The sequence below is a fragment of the Sinorhizobium fredii genome (assembly GCF_002944405.1).
Taxonomy (GTDB): domain Bacteria; phylum Pseudomonadota; class Alphaproteobacteria; order Rhizobiales; family Rhizobiaceae; genus Sinorhizobium; species Sinorhizobium fredii_C.
Map to the genome: position 1 here is coordinate 114,980 of NZ_CP024310.1, position 15,002 is coordinate 129,981.

Annotated in this window: 11 protein-coding genes and 1 pseudogene; 3 read left to right on the top strand and 9 right to left on the bottom strand. The window is 58.0% G+C overall.

Translation table 11 applies throughout. The annotated features are described in order from the left end of the window. Positions 1–348: 348 nt before the first annotated feature. From NXT3_RS31840 to NXT3_RS24155, 6 genes are all read right to left on the bottom strand, one after another. A complete protein-coding gene (locus tag NXT3_RS31840; protein WP_158665415.1) occupies positions 349–492 on the bottom strand; it encodes a hypothetical protein in 144 nt (47 codons plus the stop codon). Continuing rightward, positions 489–875 (bottom strand): hypothetical protein, encoded by a 387-nt coding sequence (locus NXT3_RS24135; protein WP_104840746.1) that lies wholly within the window; start codon positions 873–875, stop codon positions 489–491. Before NXT3_RS24135 ends, NXT3_RS31840 begins: the two co-directional genes overlap by 4 nt. Positions 876–1,087: 212 nt before the next feature. Continuing rightward, positions 1,088–2,383 (bottom strand): HEPN/Toprim-associated domain-containing protein, encoded by a 1,296-nt coding sequence (locus NXT3_RS24140; protein ID WP_104840747.1) that lies wholly within the window; start codon positions 2,381–2,383, stop codon positions 1,088–1,090. 3 nt (positions 2,384–2,386) lie between these two features. Beyond that, a complete protein-coding gene (locus tag NXT3_RS24145; RefSeq protein ID WP_104840748.1) occupies positions 2,387–3,337 on the bottom strand; it encodes a nucleotidyl transferase AbiEii/AbiGii toxin family protein in 951 nt (316 codons plus the stop codon). Further along, entirely contained in the window at positions 3,327–4,172 is an 846-nt protein-coding gene (locus NXT3_RS24150) for a type IV toxin-antitoxin system AbiEi family antitoxin domain-containing protein (RefSeq protein WP_104840749.1), read from the bottom strand. Before NXT3_RS24150 ends, NXT3_RS24145 begins: the two co-directional genes overlap by 11 nt. Before the next feature lie 398 nt (positions 4,173–4,570). Beyond that, the gene (locus tag NXT3_RS24155) at positions 4,571–5,248 is read right to left on the bottom strand and encodes a hypothetical protein (RefSeq protein ID WP_104840750.1); all 678 of its coding nucleotides are present in this window, start codon (positions 5,246–5,248) and stop codon (positions 4,571–4,573) included. A 493-nt stretch (positions 5,249–5,741) separates the two neighbouring features. Here NXT3_RS24155 and NXT3_RS24165 point away from each other — a divergent pair, with 493 nt between their 5' ends. Next, positions 5,742–5,957 (top strand): hypothetical protein, encoded by a 216-nt coding sequence (locus NXT3_RS24165; RefSeq protein WP_104840752.1) that lies wholly within the window; start codon positions 5,742–5,744, stop codon positions 5,955–5,957. Positions 5,958–6,462: 505 nt separating this feature from the next. Here the strand turns inward: NXT3_RS24165 and NXT3_RS24170 are convergent. Beyond that, a pseudogene (locus tag NXT3_RS24170) lies at positions 6,463–8,131 on the bottom strand (ATP-binding protein). Positions 8,132–8,539: 408 nt separating this feature from the next. Here NXT3_RS24170 and NXT3_RS24175 point away from each other — a divergent pair. Together NXT3_RS24175 and NXT3_RS24180 are read left to right on the top strand one after the other, a co-directional pair. Beyond that, the gene (locus tag NXT3_RS24175) at positions 8,540–10,537 is read left to right on the top strand and encodes a DNA/RNA non-specific endonuclease (RefSeq protein WP_104840753.1); all 1,998 of its coding nucleotides are present in this window, start codon (positions 8,540–8,542) and stop codon (positions 10,535–10,537) included. A gap of 524 nt (positions 10,538–11,061) precedes the next feature. After that, positions 11,062–11,751, top strand: coding sequence for a hypothetical protein (locus NXT3_RS24180; RefSeq protein WP_234828221.1), 690 nt, complete (start codon positions 11,062–11,064; stop codon positions 11,749–11,751). A 63-nt stretch (positions 11,752–11,814) separates the two neighbouring features. Here NXT3_RS24180 and NXT3_RS31845 read toward each other — a convergent pair whose 3' ends face one another. Beyond that, positions 11,815–11,973, bottom strand: coding sequence for a hypothetical protein (locus tag NXT3_RS31845; protein WP_158665416.1), 159 nt, complete (start codon positions 11,971–11,973; stop codon positions 11,815–11,817). Between the two features lie 391 nt (positions 11,974–12,364). Then, positions 12,365–14,848, bottom strand: coding sequence for a sensor domain-containing protein (locus tag NXT3_RS24190; protein WP_104840756.1), 2,484 nt, complete (start codon positions 14,846–14,848; stop codon positions 12,365–12,367). Positions 14,849–15,002 lie beyond the last annotated feature (154 nt).

A 15,002-nucleotide genomic window follows, 5' to 3' on the forward strand; every position in this document is an offset into this window, starting at 1 on the left:
GCGCGGATGGCGATTGCCGCCTGCGATGATTGTTCGGATCAGCATAGCGCACGTTTGCCCCTCCAATCCCTCGCGTGAGAGAGGAGATATCGGACAACACACAGTCATGAAGATAACTCGCAAAGGTATCGCCAATCCGGTCGGACAGCGCGGCGGTTACCATTGCATTGCCGAGGGCTACGGCAGCATCCGCTGGGATAACGCCTGAGGAGAACTCTCCGGCGTTCGAGATCATGGCGTGTGGAGACGCCTTGTCGAGATGCGTTACATTGCGCACCCAATTGCCCAAGACATCGAAGATTTCGTATATCAGCCGGGCATTGCGGGTGGGAAATTCGGCGATCGTGTCTATGTTCTGGCCGAGGTGTCGTAAATCTCTTCCAATTCGGCAACGAAAAGCGGCAGATAGAACAGCCACATATAATAGGGCACACCCTGACGCATGGCCTCATTTACCATGATGTCGAAGTACCGGATACCGACAAAGGTCATATCTGGCCATCGCTCGTCATCGAAGCTGTCGGCGCGGTCGTTGAGATAGGCGGCATAGCCGCTGTTTTTTCCGGAGCGGATCGTGTTATTGACCGCATCGCCAACAGGCTTCCAGGCACCGAGTTTGTGGCGACCTTGGCGTCACCGAAGAGAAACCACAATAGGACATTCGCTTCCGGAACCGCATAGCCACCTTTATCCGCGAGATTCTGGTTGCGTTCGATCTCCTGATAGAGCCTGCTGCCACTGTCAGCTATCAGGTCTCGCAGAACCTTGTCAGAGAAGTCGAAGCGAAGTCGGAGCTTGATCGCCATAAGGTCCGGCAAAGCATCCGGCCGCATCGTGACGAGGAACTTCCTGAACTCCTCCGAGCGCAATAGCATACGTGATACTCTCAGCGTTGATCTGAGCTTTATGGCCAGACAGGACAATGTGCTTCATCCAGCGAATTCGACTCCGGAAAGCCTCATAGATCCCTTTGCCAAAGCCTGCCGCCGGTTGCTCTAGCTCATCCCCTTCAGACCCAATCGGCTTGAACGTTCGAAATTGCTGCCGGCGTAGCCCGAGTCCGGCCCCATGGCACGAGCCTTCGAGCTTAGTATGGCGCTGCCGCGCTCAACAGCGACGCCTCAGCGACTAATGCTTCCAACACTCGGTTGAGCTTGGACAAGTCGTATTGGCCAGACGCCAACGCCTTGGCGTCCTGTTTCATAAAATGGCGGTCATAGGATTCTTTGTGTTCCAGAGCGCCGTGCCACAATCCTATCTCTCGTTTGAAGTTGCTCCAGATCACCTGTGCCGACGGATAGTCAGGTAAATTAAGGTCGAGGTAGCATTCGATCGCAGCGGCGCGGCCGTTGATATCGCTGTTGCTAAGTCCCTCAGGCCCTAGTGCCGGAAAGCTCCGCAGTTCTTCTACATCGGGCAATACCATGCTGCGCATGTTCGCGGGCATCTTCAATTCTTTGAGTTTCCGGTACGCATCAACCCCTTCTGCATCATTGTCGAGAAGGAAAAGCACCTGATTCTGGATGTCGATCCGAACCAGCCCCTCAGCGAACCGGACCAGATTGCCGGTGCCCCAGAAGTTGTGCCGTTCGTCGCCGTCGATAAAGCGGAAGAAATCCGCAACGTCAGGCCGAAGGAGGTCGAGCGCGCGGCGGAGGATACGAGCATCAGACGCGCCTTCGGTCGCGACCAGGATCGTCTGTTCCCGATCTGCGCCGGCGATAAAGGCCTCCCGCTCGACCCAACCGGCATTCACGATATTGCCGAACTGCCATATCACCTCAGCCTCAGCATTCCGCGGGTCCTGGGCAAAGATCAAGAGCATCGAAGCGGCGCTGAGGATGCAGACTTTTGACGACAGATAGCTCGCCTCGGACCAATACAGGTCGGAGTTCTCGGCCCAGGGGACACGGGCAAATCGCTCGGCATGATCTGCAAAGCGTCCTTGCGAAATGGTGTCGCGGCCTTCGGTTTCATATTCGACATAACCTTCAGCAAGGCTCGTCAGGGGGAAGAGGTTGGCGAGAGCGCAAAATTCCTCGAAAGTCAGGTACTCCGGCTGCTGTCCGTCCGACACCATCTCGAAAATGCCAGCCGACTCGGACGCGAGTGCCTCATACTCCGACCTGGCGGTCGCCAAGGTATGGCCAAGGATCTCCAACCTCGGAACGACACGCGACAGCGGGCGAACGAACGAAAGCTCGCTCTCCGCGAGCTCGTCTTCTTCCTCAGGATGGGCGGCATAGTAGTCGTAGTCTATGCCGTCGCACGGCCGACGCGCCAAATCCTGGCTCTGAAAAAGGTAGCCGTAATCGCTACCCATATTGTTCTTGGCATAGTCGAGGGAGACGCTACTCACCTTCAGTTCAATCGAAGTACCCATAGATCAGATGTTGCCCCCTCCAGAGTCTCTGTGTGTCTTTGACACGATGTCTTCGATCTCATGCCGCTGCTCGGCGTGTTTCGTGGGGTTTTGCTCCTTCAACTTCCGGAGATTTAGAAGCTTCCAGCGGACGGCCGGCAGCTCCGCCGCCTGTGGTAGGCCGATTGCGGCGAAATCTGGTTCGCCATCGTGGAGTGACAGCAAGAAGCGCATTGCCCTCTCGTCTAGCTTTGCCACGATGTCCGCCGTCATCTGGGCCCTGGCTGCTTTCAGATCGTCAAGGCTGACGGGCTCGATCGTCATCCCCTCGAACTCCTTTACGAAGGCTTCGTCGAGATCTGCGAGCGAAGGCCTGACCAGCTCGTGCGGCGGGCGGCCGGAGCTGGCGACATAGATCAGGAATGTCCGGAACAGTGCGTCGGTCAGCCCTTCGTTTTCATAGAGCAGCTTCACGTCGAACAGATCGCGCGGATGCTGTCGGTCCACCGCCGCATGCAGTTTTCCGCCGAACAGGTCCTCGAACGAGACGACCTGCATCTCGGCGAAACCGAACGCCTCCTCTACGCTCTCGCTTACTCGGCGTCGTTCCGGAGGATGGACGGTGCCCCTCGCGACCGGGGAGGTCTCGATCTTGATTTCGGCATTTCCCTGTCGGACGAGGACGCGGGTGTCGTTGTTACCGCCGCCGGCGATTCTCTGGACGTTCACACCACGCAGGTTGCGCATCAAGTCTTCGCGGATGTGCTCCAGTGTGGTGTCGATATTTTTTAGCGTCGATTCACGGTCCTCGATCGGCAGATAGGTCAGGTCGATATCGACCGAGAGCCGCGGCATGTCGCGATAGAAGAGGTTGATCGCGGTCCCGCCCTTTAGTGCGAACGCCTCGTGGCGGGCGATGAAAGGAAGGGTCCGCACCAGAAGGTCGACCTGACGCATGTATTGGTCACGGGCCATGCGGGGTCTCCTTTGGCATCAAGTCGGTCGGGATTGTGATGCGGTAGATGGGGTGCAGCCGGCCGCCCGGTGTTAGAGCCCGGTCGCCCTTGCCGAGATCGATGGACGAGATGTCGATGTGCCGGCGCCAAGCATGATTATGCTTGTCGGCAAACACGAAGAAGAGGCGTTTGGTTTTTATGCTCCGGCATAGGGTGAGGAGCGTCGTCAGCAATCTCGGGCGCAGGTTGGCGAGGCTTTCGAACGCCACGTCGACCTTGTGGAAGCTTTCGCCCCTCGGGACCTCGTCGAGCATTTCGAGAATCGCGCGTTCGGGCGAGGACATCGGCATCGGCCAGCGCCATGGGCTTTGCGTGAGCTCCGGATCCTCGTCGTTGGAAAGGTCGAAATCTGCGTTTTCGACTCCGGTCGTTCCTTCGCCGAACAGGACGTTGCTCCTAGTCTTCACATCGGCGTCCGTTCGCAGCTTCGATAGCCAAGCTGGGATATCGGATCCGTAGAGGTAGAGGGTGAATTCGCCACCAAACGACAGGTAATGGGCATGTCCCCGCAGGGAGAGCGAACTCGCCCCGCCGACATGAAATTTATGTCGCATGAGCCAGACGGCCGAGAGCAGGGGTATTTTCCAGCCTCCGACGGCTTCTGGATTGGTATCCGAGGAAAACGGGCGGCGGTACACGCCCGACATGACCGGCTCGAGCCAGCCCTGTTTGAGATAGCCTGAGACGGATTGCCGCGAGATGGCATGACGAGTCATCCACCCCGAGTCCACCAGGAAGCCAGGGGGAACTTGCTGGAGGAGCTGCTTTAGCTTTGTCTCTGATTGTCCACTCATGTTTGACATTGTGGCATGAAATCAAAGCTTGCGCGACCATAACTTTACGAACTCGTCAATTTGTCAATTCACAATTGACCACACGCGTTGCTCTCAAAGGAGCGGTGGGCGTTCCCTGCGGAGCGGGTTGTTGGGAAGAGCTGAAGCCCTACCGGATCGTCATCATACGGTCAGCCATCTCTGGCGCGGACCGCTCGGCCTAAATCATCAGGCTAAGCTGATTCGGCTCGGTCTACCGAAGGCGCGCAACCTGGTCGATCCTTATTAGCCATATCCACGAGACCAAAGTGAAGGCACACGGGACTTCCGATAACGTCAGCCAATCTGGGCTCGTCCAGCCGCCGACAATCCTCGTACCGGAGCCCAAACCCGCAAAGGTGTCCAATCGGATTCCTGGGTCACTTGAACTTGGAGGACAGACGGCGATGCTCGCTGTCGATGTGCGTAAACAGCGCAAGTTCTTCGTCGGTCAGGAGCGAGAAATCAGGCTCCTCATAGCGCGACCGATCGGCTCGATTCACCAACCGGATCAGCTCGAAGCTGGCGTGACTTGAATTATCCCGAACCAGATCGAGGATCTGGGACAGCGGAAAATCTCCGCCGAATTCGACCTCGGCGCTCATCGAGACCTGCCGGTCGAACAGCGCGCGGCATGCCCGCTTCAGACCCATCCAGCGACTCCTATAGGCACCGAGTTCCATCCACGCATTCGAAAGTCGATGCCGTAGACGAGGGGTCCCAACTCCCGTGGAAGTCACAACGTGGCGCGTAAGAAACAACGTGATCAGTGGCCGATACAGGTTCTCAAAACGAGCGAGGTCGCGTGCCTCGGCAACGCTACGGTGGCTTAGCCAGGTCGTGATGACGATGCTCGCCAGCTTGAAGATAGCAAGCGTCGCAGTGACGAAAAGCGTCAGAGGCAGCGCAGGCAGGAGCGACGGGGGCAGTTGCTGGGAGAACTGCGGCGACCACCAGATAAAGGCAAGAATTGCACACAGCCCAAGGAGCACCCACATTGGGGTGGACTTCAAAACCTCAAGCGACTGCTTTGCCGCTGCCAACCCGGCTGCGTCCATGGAGATCTCCTCTGAAAGACCAGTTGCTATATTTATAGCACCCTGGCCCGGTCGAATGCAGAGGAATTAGTGATTTTCTTGCTGCCGCGAAGATTGGCACGATAGGTTCATCACCCAAGGTTGCCAGCGAAGTCGTCCGCACTGAACCGCGTGCCGAGATGCACTTCGCGGTCGTCAAAGCCATTGCCTATCAGGAAGCCGCCGGCGGCCGTTGAACACCCGCATGGCGAGTGGCGGAAGGAAGCAGGAAACTGCAACTATGACGCAGGTGAACGAACTGTGCCCGGAAACACCTGTTGGCCCCACCGAAGAAAAAACCATCCCGCTCTCGATAGCGTTCTGGACTAGGTCCGGATCTCCGTCGATTAACCCGTTGAGGGTCCGCTGGCGAGTTGCGGCCGCTGGGCTTCGCCTCAGCGGTGATCGCGACCGTCCCCGGTCCTTCGAGAAGCCATCGAGCGGGATCGGCCCGCTCCGCACGGAGATTTCTCAAATGGCACAGGATCTTGCACTCGCTCAATCGCACGCTTTCGCTCTTGCCCGCACCCTCATGGTTCCGGTCACGCTTTTCCGGTCCGGCGACCAGTTCGGCATCCTACCGAGCGAAGAGATCGACGCCGACGCCGACCTCGACATCATCCACCAGTTTGACTCCTACGATCGCCGGCCGGCTCATCGCCACAGTAGCCGAAGACATCTGCGCTGGTAGCTGAGCCAAAGGCTTTCGGTCCAGCGCCCCATCTCTCTGTTGCCGCCATCCACGTAATTCTGCTGTCCGGCAGAATAAAGAGGGCACACGGCCCCGGGAGTCACGAGTTGCTGCGGCTATCTGATACCTTGACGTTGAGGATAAGGGGCGACCGATAGACAGAGCTATTGAAAAGCAACCAAAGTTCAAATGGCGGCGGACGGTCGGCCGGGAATTTAAATGAAATCAATGTCATGGCTTTCGGAAATAAGGGTCGGAAGTTCAAATCCCTTCAAGGCGCTCAATGCCGGTACAGTGAGCCCTCCGGAGCTCGACCCGGGCCGGCAGCCCTGGGTCCATCCGAAATATGAACTCGGTAGGTCTATGGGGCCGGCCATCGGCCACGGCCGCCCTGAATTTTCAAATTTGTGAAACCCTCTTTCTGCATCCTTTCTGCATTGAAAATTTCCAGAGGATCTTGCAGAAACGGCAAACCATTGTTCTAGAAGGATTTTCTCTTACTTGTTCACCGGCTTCTTTCTGCAAGCTTCCAAATTGGTTTGCTTCGTGATCCCTCATTAAGAATGAGGTTTTGGCGCCTAAGTTTGGTGAGCAGATTGCCGACCTTACGCTCCTTCTGCTCATTCGTAAGCGCATCACTCAGCTTGCCGGTCAACAGAGTGTCGATTTCGGCGCGATCGGCTTGCCCAAATTTCTCCAGATAATCGAAAATTTGCTTTGCGTAGAACTCATCGTCCTGAGCGCGAGTGAGAATGTAGTCAGCCTTATTCGAGGTAGCTTTGGCGATGGCGGCCGAGACGTGATAATTTGGCTTACGGCCCTCGATCAGGTGATTGCGCCGAAGGTAGCGCGCAGCATCCTCAGTAATCGGCAGTCGTTTTTGCACCCGGTCCAATGCCAAGACGTCAGCGAGGGGAAGGCCGGTGTTCTGCACGAGAAGACGACTATATGCCGGATCGACTACCCGTCCGTGGATGATCAGTCGCACCATGTGGGGTTCGCCAAGTTCATAATCGGGAAGCGGGAAAAATCGCTGGCGTTGGCGGCGGTAGAAATCCTGTATCCCAAAGCCCATGTGGTCGATCATGTTCAGTTCAGTCATGGCTTGCGCGAGAAACGGGTTGCGGTAGCGCCGTGGAACCCGCTCATGCAGCACGTAATCTTCCGGCTTGCCCTCAAAGAAGCCGCCCTCATTCTCCAAGATCAGTCTGTCCGGACGCTCTATGACTACGATCCGGGCAGAGCGGGTGTAGTCCTGGTGAGCGATGCAATTGTGCAAGGCCTCCAGAACTACCTTTTGGTCGTACTTCGCCACTTCATGCGCAAGCAGTTCATTTTCCGGAAGCATGCGCAGCTGAATGTTTCGAATACGCGCGAATACCTGAGAGGAGGTTAGCAAGAAAGGCGGACCGAAATGCTCATATGCGCGCTCTTCGCCCTCGAGCTTCCATGTGATTTCTGCGGGATTGGGATTGAGCCTCCAGGCGGAATCGGCCCTGCCGAGCAGCAGCAGGGCTGCACGTGTAATCTTGCCTGCTTGTGTGACCTTGGCCGATCCAAGAAAGCAGTATCGCTCCAGCCCGCTACGTCCTCGGGTAAGATTCGGTTAGAATGCTTGGCGACGAAACGCTCGCGAGCCACCTTAAGTGCTTGTTGATCGAGATCCCCGATTGTGGCTCCATCAACGACTTGCGCGGTCCAGTCTCCAGCTAGCGTTTGCGACCGGATCTCATCGAGCTTGTCCTGACCGAGCGCTACCAAACTCTCGCCCGCTCTTCCATAGTGGTGGCCGTTCCACGCGATCGGGATACCACTGGGAGCCGCGGGAATCTCGAAAAGGACGACCCGTCCATCATCATGCTGGAGCACATGAATATCACGAAAGGTGATGCTGCCAGTACCATTCAGCACCTGCATCTTATCGGATTGCAGATGCTCAGGAATCTCTTTGTACGTGGTGCCGACGACCGAGCGCGTTTTGTTGTCGACGCCGAATACAAGCCAGCCCGCTCTTTCCCGCGGAGATTTGCCTCGTTCCCTAGCGCCGATACATACTTGCCAAGGTCGCTGCTTGAAAAGCCATCCTTCCCACGCTTGAACTCTATAACCTCATTTTCCCAATCTGATATGAGCTGCCCGAGTAAACCAGAGAGGGCGATTTGGTCGATTGTCATACTCAGATCGTGGATGTCCGTAGTGTTGATGGGAAAGTACAGGCGGCGCGCAACGTTATAGCGGATGTCTGAGGCGTTACAAATCCATTCCTCCGAACACATTGTCCGCCGGCCATTACTGAACGTCAGGAATCAAGCAGAATCAGGGATCATCCACGCATCCTGTTCATTCGTGCAAAAGATCGGATGGCCTCCTCACCAGCGGCATAACCGCCCCTTGGGCTGCCCGCGCACTACGGGTCGATCGATCGGCTCGCCCGCTATGACATCAGATGAACAACTTGAGATGGCTTCTGCCGTCGAAACGCGCTCGAGCGCCTCCCTGTTGTGCTTCAATACCAGTCGGGTTCGTCACGCCGTTGTTGTTTCCGTGCCGTAGTCTCTCGCCAGAGTTGGAAGGAGCTGGCAATGGAAATTTCAAAATTCGCTGACGAACAACTGGTCGATGAGATCGTCGCGGGGCGCGAGGCGACCCCTGAGGTCGATCCCATGCGGTTGATCGAGCAAGTCGTCCACCGCGCCAGGGCCGGGGCCGGGGTGAACTTCGACGTCTTCGAGTCCCTTATCGGCGAAAACGATCTTGTCGAAATCAACTATCTCGAACGCGGTCTCATGGCAGCCCGCGCCGTCTGCAGGATCAATGTTGCCGCACCTGTGGGCGACGGCAGCGATTGGGGAACGGGGTTTCTGATCGGACCGCGGCTGCTGTTGACCAACAGCCACGTCATCGCTTCGCCTGAAGACGCTCTCAAGGCAACGGTCGAGTTCGGCTATGAACTCGATGCCGAAGGGCGGCTGAAGCGCACGACCCGCTTCCGGCTTGCTCCGCAAGACGGTTTCGTAACCAGCCCAAAGGAGGCGCTCGACTACACGATCGTTGCGATCGCCGAAAGCAGCGAGGATGGCGCCACACCGATCTCAGACTTCGGGTTTCTTCGTCTCGATGCGCGCACCGGCAAGACGGAGGTCGGCCAGTACGCGACGATCATTCAACATCCCGATGCCAAGACCAAGCGCATCTCGCTCCGGGAAAACAAGTTCGTCAAATATGGTGACGACGTGGATCCGGAACGCGACAACTTCCTCTGGTACTCGTCCGACACCGCCAATGGATCTTCCGGCGCGGCCGTGTTCACCGACGCATGGCAGGTGGTTTGCCTGCATCACGCCGGTGTTCCCGACCGCAGGATGATCGACGGCGAGGAACACTGGGCGCTGACCGACAAGACAACCGCTCTGGCCCACATCGCCATTAATCTGCCCGTTGAAAAAGTGAAGTGGCTCGCGAACGAAGGCGTTCGCATTTCCAAGCTCATCGCTGACGTTCACCAGCAGACAGCAGTTCCCGGCTTCGCGCGCTCGGCTCTGGTCGATGATCTTATCGCTGATGCCACCGGGGTGAAGCCGTTTGCCGGGACAGTGCCAGGAGAGAGCATCATCGGTCCACCGCTCATGGCTGCCGCACCGGCCTTACGGCTTGTAGCTGCCGAGGCCAGACGCCGGCCGACGCGCCATACCCACCCGGCCAATTATTTTGACGGACGCGATGGATACCTGTCAAACTTCCTGCCAGTCGAAATCCCGCTGCCGACGCTTGGGGCCAATGCGCTGCGGCATGGTTCGCCCGCGAAGGTCGCCGGTGCAAACGATGACGTTTTGCGCTATCAGCATTTTTCTGTCGTCCTGAACGCCGACCCCAAACGCAAGATGGCCTTTTACACGGCCGTGAATATCGACGGCGCCCGCTGGACGAATCTCGAGCGGGGGGATGATGTTTGGTTCTATGACCCGCGCGTGCCAGAGGAACTGCAGAACGGCGACGAGCTCTATGGCAACGAGCCTGTCCCATCCAAGAACTATTTCGACCGCGGTCACCTGGTGCGCCGCCTCGATCCGGTTTGGGGAGAGATCCGCGTCGCCAAACAGGCAAATGACGACACGTTCCAGTGGACCAATTGCTCGCCTCAATATTGGGGCTTCAATCAGGGCGCCGATCTGTGGCAGGGGCTGGAGAATTTTCTGCTCTACAACACCGACGATGAGGATGTGCAGGCCTCCGTCTTCTCCGGTCCGCTCTTCCGCTCGGACGATGAAGAGCACAGGGGGATTCTGATCCCGCAGTTTTTCTGGAAGGTCATTGCGGTCACCGACAAGAACAAGAGGCTCTATACCAGCGGCTACATGGTCAGCCAACGGGACTATGCGCTCAACATTCCGTTCGAGCGCCTGCCTGTCGGTCCGAACAGCACGAAGCCTGGTCAGAATTTCCAGGTGCCGGTGGCAAAAATTATCGAAGACACCGGTATCGTTTTTGCGGACGATGTTCTCATAGCCGACGTCTATTCCGGACCGTCGACTGGCCGAGCATTGCGGACCGTGGCGGATATTCAGCATCCACGGCGCTGATCGTGCGAAGCCGCCATTCATCCAAGTTTGTTCCAAGCGTTCGCGGTCGCCTCGCTCAGTCAAGGGTCGCCAGTTGCGCGGCCGGCCCCTTGATCGCTGCCGAGGATCTGTCCCCCTGGACTCCACGCGGAGCTTTCAGCAACGGGCCTGTTCGGGAGGGACGAGCTTTTCATCCGACCTTCTCTGTATGGCCTGGAACGGTCATAACAGTAGCAAGCCTGCCCGCGAAAGTCGGACAGTCTCGCATCAGGAGCCGTGAGGATGGGAGAGCAACGCTTGCCATGTTCATCGCGCAGGCGCATCGGGCAAGCGGGGGAGATCTGCTATGGCGCATCTGCGGACAACGCGCTCGAGGTGTTGCTTAGCCAGCCGCAGAGACGATAGCTGGGGCATCTCTTAATTAGCTATTTTTCATACTTGACTAGCATGTTCACCTTTAAATAGAAGAAGCTCGGCGCCGGCGGAATCACTCAGACGGCGTTCGGCTTTAGTTTTCAATGAGAAGTCAGTGATGCGCAATTGGCATGCCCTCCTTCGAGGCGCGTGTGTGTTCGTGCGCGCCTTTGGGAGTAGGTGGAATGAACGGACTGGAGTCTTTGTTGTCTTTCACGCCGGTGCTGCAGCCGCAAACCCTATCCTATGTTCGGACGTTCCTGAGACTCGTCCATTTCGCCGGCCTCGTCATCGGATTTGGCGGAGCCGTGTTTCTCGATCTGCTCGTCGCGCGCTATCGCCGCATGACCATGACCGTAGAGCTTGTCGGCAACATCGAGTGGGTCAGCCGTTTCGTGGCCCTGGGTCTCCTGTTGCTGTGGATCTCCGGCGCCGGCTTGCTCCTGCTCTATCAGGTGAGTGAGCCGGAAAAGCTGATGAACCCAAAAATCTGGGCCAAGGTCACCATCGTTGCGATCCTGTCAATCAACGGCCTTGCCATTCACCGGCTCGTCCTGCCGTTCCTTAAACGCCGGATTGGCACGCACCTGCTGGCGGGACTGAAACCGAGGACGAAGGTCGCGCTGATCTGGTGCGGTGTTGTCTCCGCGGTTTCCTGGAGCGTGCCCGTGGTGCTCGGCGCCGCACCGCAGCTTAATTTTGCCGTGCCGTGCGCCGTTATTCTGGCGGCCTACGGTCTGGCGTTGGCCCAGGCTTTTCTGATCGCTCTGTTCGTGCTGCGAGACAGGGACAAGGTCGCGATGGCGTCTGGTCCGCGCTGAAGCGATTTGGGTTTTTTACACTTCGCGCCGGAGATGAAGGGCTTTCGTCGCCGAGCGCGCCGGTCAAGACAGCCCCGCGACAATACTCAAGCCGAAGTCATCACGAACCCCGGCCTGATAGGCAGCAATCAGCTTCGCGGCGAGCGCTTCAGTTTCTTGTGACTTGGTTGACACAGTGCGCCTTTGCAGCTCGGCGTGGAGCGCTCTTTCGATCATGTCCAACGCGTCGGATCCAAGTGGATCGAAACTCAAGGGTTGCCCGGAATTCATCCTATCCCCTCTGACGACGCCGATGCGGCGCCAAATAGAATATCTAGGCTGGTGGCTCGGGATCGCCAGTCTCTGATCAGTCTCAGGATGCATGCCGGCAACCCTGCGGTACGCTGTGGATAAGTTGGGTTGCCGACGAGGCCTCTTCATCGGTCGCTTGCCTGCCGCAAGCGAGATTGCTGTTGCAGTGCACCCGAGGTTTTCTAGTGTCGACCGGCCTCGTGAATTCGAACGCTCGGGTGCGAAGCCTCCCTGTTGTCTTGCAGCAGTGGAGGCTTTTCGATCTCAGAGACTGTCAATGACGGATGAGATCGGGCACCGCTGGCAGCGGAGCGGCAACTTGCTACGGCGAACACTTCTCACGCCAGGACAGCATAAGCTCCCGTAACTGTGCAGCGGGTAGGGGACGTGCGAAGAGGTAACCTTGTGCCTCGTCGAAGCCTTCGGCCTTGATAATCGTGAGCTGGTCTGGAGCCTCGACGCCTTCGACGGTTGTCGTGATTCCCAGCGTGCGTCCAATTCCGGCAACCGCCCTGAGGATCGCTAGCGATTCCTTCCCCGCCGGCAAGTCGGAAACGAAGCTGCGATCGACCTTGATTTTGTCGAAGCGGAAGGTTCTCAGGTAACTGAGAGAGGAGTACCCCGTTCCGAAATCGTCGATCGCAACTTTAACTCCGAGCTCGCGGATCTCCTTGAGGATCTGAAGATTGCCGTCGCATTCATCGAGCAATACCGACTCGGTGACTTCGAGCTGTAGACGCGAGGCATTCAGGCCCGTCTCCTTCAAGATGTCGCAAACAGTCGCAGCAAGTCGGCGGTCCCTGAATTGCAGAGGGGAAAGGTTGACCGCCACACCGATATGGCGTGGCCATTTGGCTGCCTCGATGCAGGCCTGGCGAAGGACCCATTCGCCAAGCGAGCCAATCAGGCCAGCTTCCTCGGCGACCGGTATGAACTCTGCCGGAGAGATCTGGCCTCGTTCTGGATGCGACCATCGGACCAGCGCCTCACAGGTGGTGATCCGGCCCGTGTGGAGGTTGACCAGCGGCTGGTAGTGGACGTCAAGCTCACTATTTGCCAGCGCGCGCCGAAGCAAAACCTTCATCTGCTGTTTTGCCTGGAGATGCGTGTCCATTCCCGGCTCATACTCTACATATGTGCCGCGGCCGCCGGCTTTGGCCTGATCAAGTGCAATATCGGCAGCCTGGATAAGCTCGTCTATCGCCTGGTCACCCTTCGGAGCAGCCGCAAGCCCGACAATGACCCCGAGATCGACATGCGATCCTGCGAGCTCATACGGGACTTCAACGACATCGATGAGCTGCCGAGCAAGGTTGCGCGCTTCGTCATTGCTCTTGATGCCGGTGCGCAAGACGACGAAATCGTCTCCGCCGAGGCGGCAGAGGATGTCGGACTGCCTGACGCAATTTCGCAGTCGATCGGCGACACGGCGCAGCAGCAGGTCGCCGCTGGCTCGACCATAGGCGTCATTGACCGCCTTGAAGCCTTCGAGATCCAGGCAGAGAATTGCGATCTTCGTGTCCGGCACGAGCTTGTCCGATATGCGCGCGAACTCCTCGCGGAGGGACTGCCAATTCGGCAATCCCGTCAAGGCATCGTGTCGCGCCATGTGGTGAATTTGCTTCTGCGCCAGCATTCGCTCTTGTTCCGCCTTGCGGAGTTCGGTGATGTCGAGCGCAATGCCGACATAGCCGAGAAGCCGCCCGTCGGAGGCAAAGCGTGGCTGCCCGAGATCGATGACCCAAGCCCAGCTGCCGTCGGCACGCCGGAGACGATATTCCACCCGGACGGGTTTTCTGTCGCGCATCGCCGCCTCGAACCCAGCCTCAACCTTTTGGCGGTTCTCCGGGTGAACTGCATCGGCCCATCCAAGACCTCGAGCTTGCTCGCTGGTCTGGCCGGTCGTTTCGAGCCAAAGACGACTGTGGTAAGTGGCAGCGCCGCTTTCAGCGGTCACCCAGATCATCACCGGCGCGTCGTCCGCGATTGCCCGGAAACGGGCCTCGCTCTCCTTTGCGGCCTCCAAGGCTCTTCGGCGATCATCGACATCTTCCAGGAGCCCGTACCACCGGACGATCGTACCGTCCCCCGCCTTTCGTGCAGCCGCACGACTGCGAAACCAACGGTGGCCTCCCTCGGCGCTCGCCAGCCGAAATTCGACGTCCAATGGGTCCCCCGTTGAAAGCGATCTCGACCACAGCCGCTGCACGTTCTCAAGATCGTCGGGGTGTATCGCCTTTTCGCGCTCGGAGCCGAGGGCGGCTTCGAATCCGGTGATCTCTTTCCAGCGCGGGCCTAGTTCGAGAACCTCTCCGGACGGATCGGCAGTCCATGGGACCTGAGGATGGAGCTCGATCAAGGATCGATAATGCTCTTCACTGGCGCGGAGCTCCGCCTCCGCCTTGCGACATGCAGTCACATCCAGGATCGTCACCACCAGCAGCCTCTCCTTTGAGCCGCCACTGGCGAGTTCGACACGACGCTTCTGTGTCACAAGGCTTTTGACAGTCCCGTCTGCTACCGTGATGTCTTCCTCAAACGAGAATTCTTCCCCGGTCTCAAGAACCTGGCGGTCCATCGCACGAATGCGATCGGCCTCCTGCGCCGGTAGGATGTCGCGATCTGTGCGTCCGATCAGATCGCGACGCGCTCTCCCGAGCAGGGCACAGGCGGCAATGTTGAGGAAGCGGAAACGCGAATGTTCGTCCTTCACGATGATTGGTTGAGCGACGGCATCGAAAATGACCTCGAGTGCGTAATCGAACTGCGTAAACTGTTCCCATACGCTGCGTTGCGTGTTTTCCATGGCGCTTTGAACGGTCCATATTGAGAAGAAATTGGCGAGGGTGGCTCCGCGGCCGCCCGGCAGCTCTGAACCGTTTCCACCCGTTGGCGCGTAGTCAACACTCTGTGGTAGCAATTGTGAACAAAAGGTGAGCGATTGTGCCATTTGGAACCAC

What these genes read in the sequence shown, in the direction of transcription:
- NXT3_RS31840 (WP_158665415.1), bottom strand. Translation starts at nt 492, where the DNA reads ATGACCTTTGTCGGTATCCGGTACTTCGACATCATGGTAAATGAGGCC.
- NXT3_RS24135 (WP_104840746.1), bottom strand. Translation starts at nt 875, where the DNA reads ATGCTATTGCGCTCGGAGGAGTTCAGGAAGTTCCTCGTCACGATGCGG.
- NXT3_RS24140 (WP_104840747.1), bottom strand. Translation starts at nt 2,383, where the DNA reads ATGGGTACTTCGATTGAACTGAAGGTGAGTAGCGTCTCCCTCGACTAT.
- NXT3_RS24145 (WP_104840748.1), bottom strand. Translation starts at nt 3,337, where the DNA reads ATGGCCCGTGACCAATACATGCGTCAGGTCGACCTTCTGGTGCGGACC.
- NXT3_RS24150 (WP_104840749.1), bottom strand. Translation starts at nt 4,172, where the DNA reads ATGAGTGGACAATCAGAGACAAAGCTAAAGCAGCTCCTCCAGCAAGTT.
- NXT3_RS24155 (WP_104840750.1), bottom strand. Translation starts at nt 5,248, where the DNA reads ATGGACGCAGCCGGGTTGGCAGCGGCAAAGCAGTCGCTTGAGGTTTTG.
- NXT3_RS24165 (WP_104840752.1), top strand. Translation starts at nt 5,742, where the DNA reads ATGGCACAGGATCTTGCACTCGCTCAATCGCACGCTTTCGCTCTTGCC.
- NXT3_RS24175 (WP_104840753.1), top strand. Translation starts at nt 8,540, where the DNA reads ATGGAAATTTCAAAATTCGCTGACGAACAACTGGTCGATGAGATCGTC.
- NXT3_RS24180 (WP_234828221.1), top strand. Translation starts at nt 11,062, where the DNA reads ATGCCCTCCTTCGAGGCGCGTGTGTGTTCGTGCGCGCCTTTGGGAGTA.
- NXT3_RS24190 (WP_104840756.1), bottom strand. Translation starts at nt 14,848, where the DNA reads ATGGAAAACACGCAACGCAGCGTATGGGAACAGTTTACGCAGTTCGAT.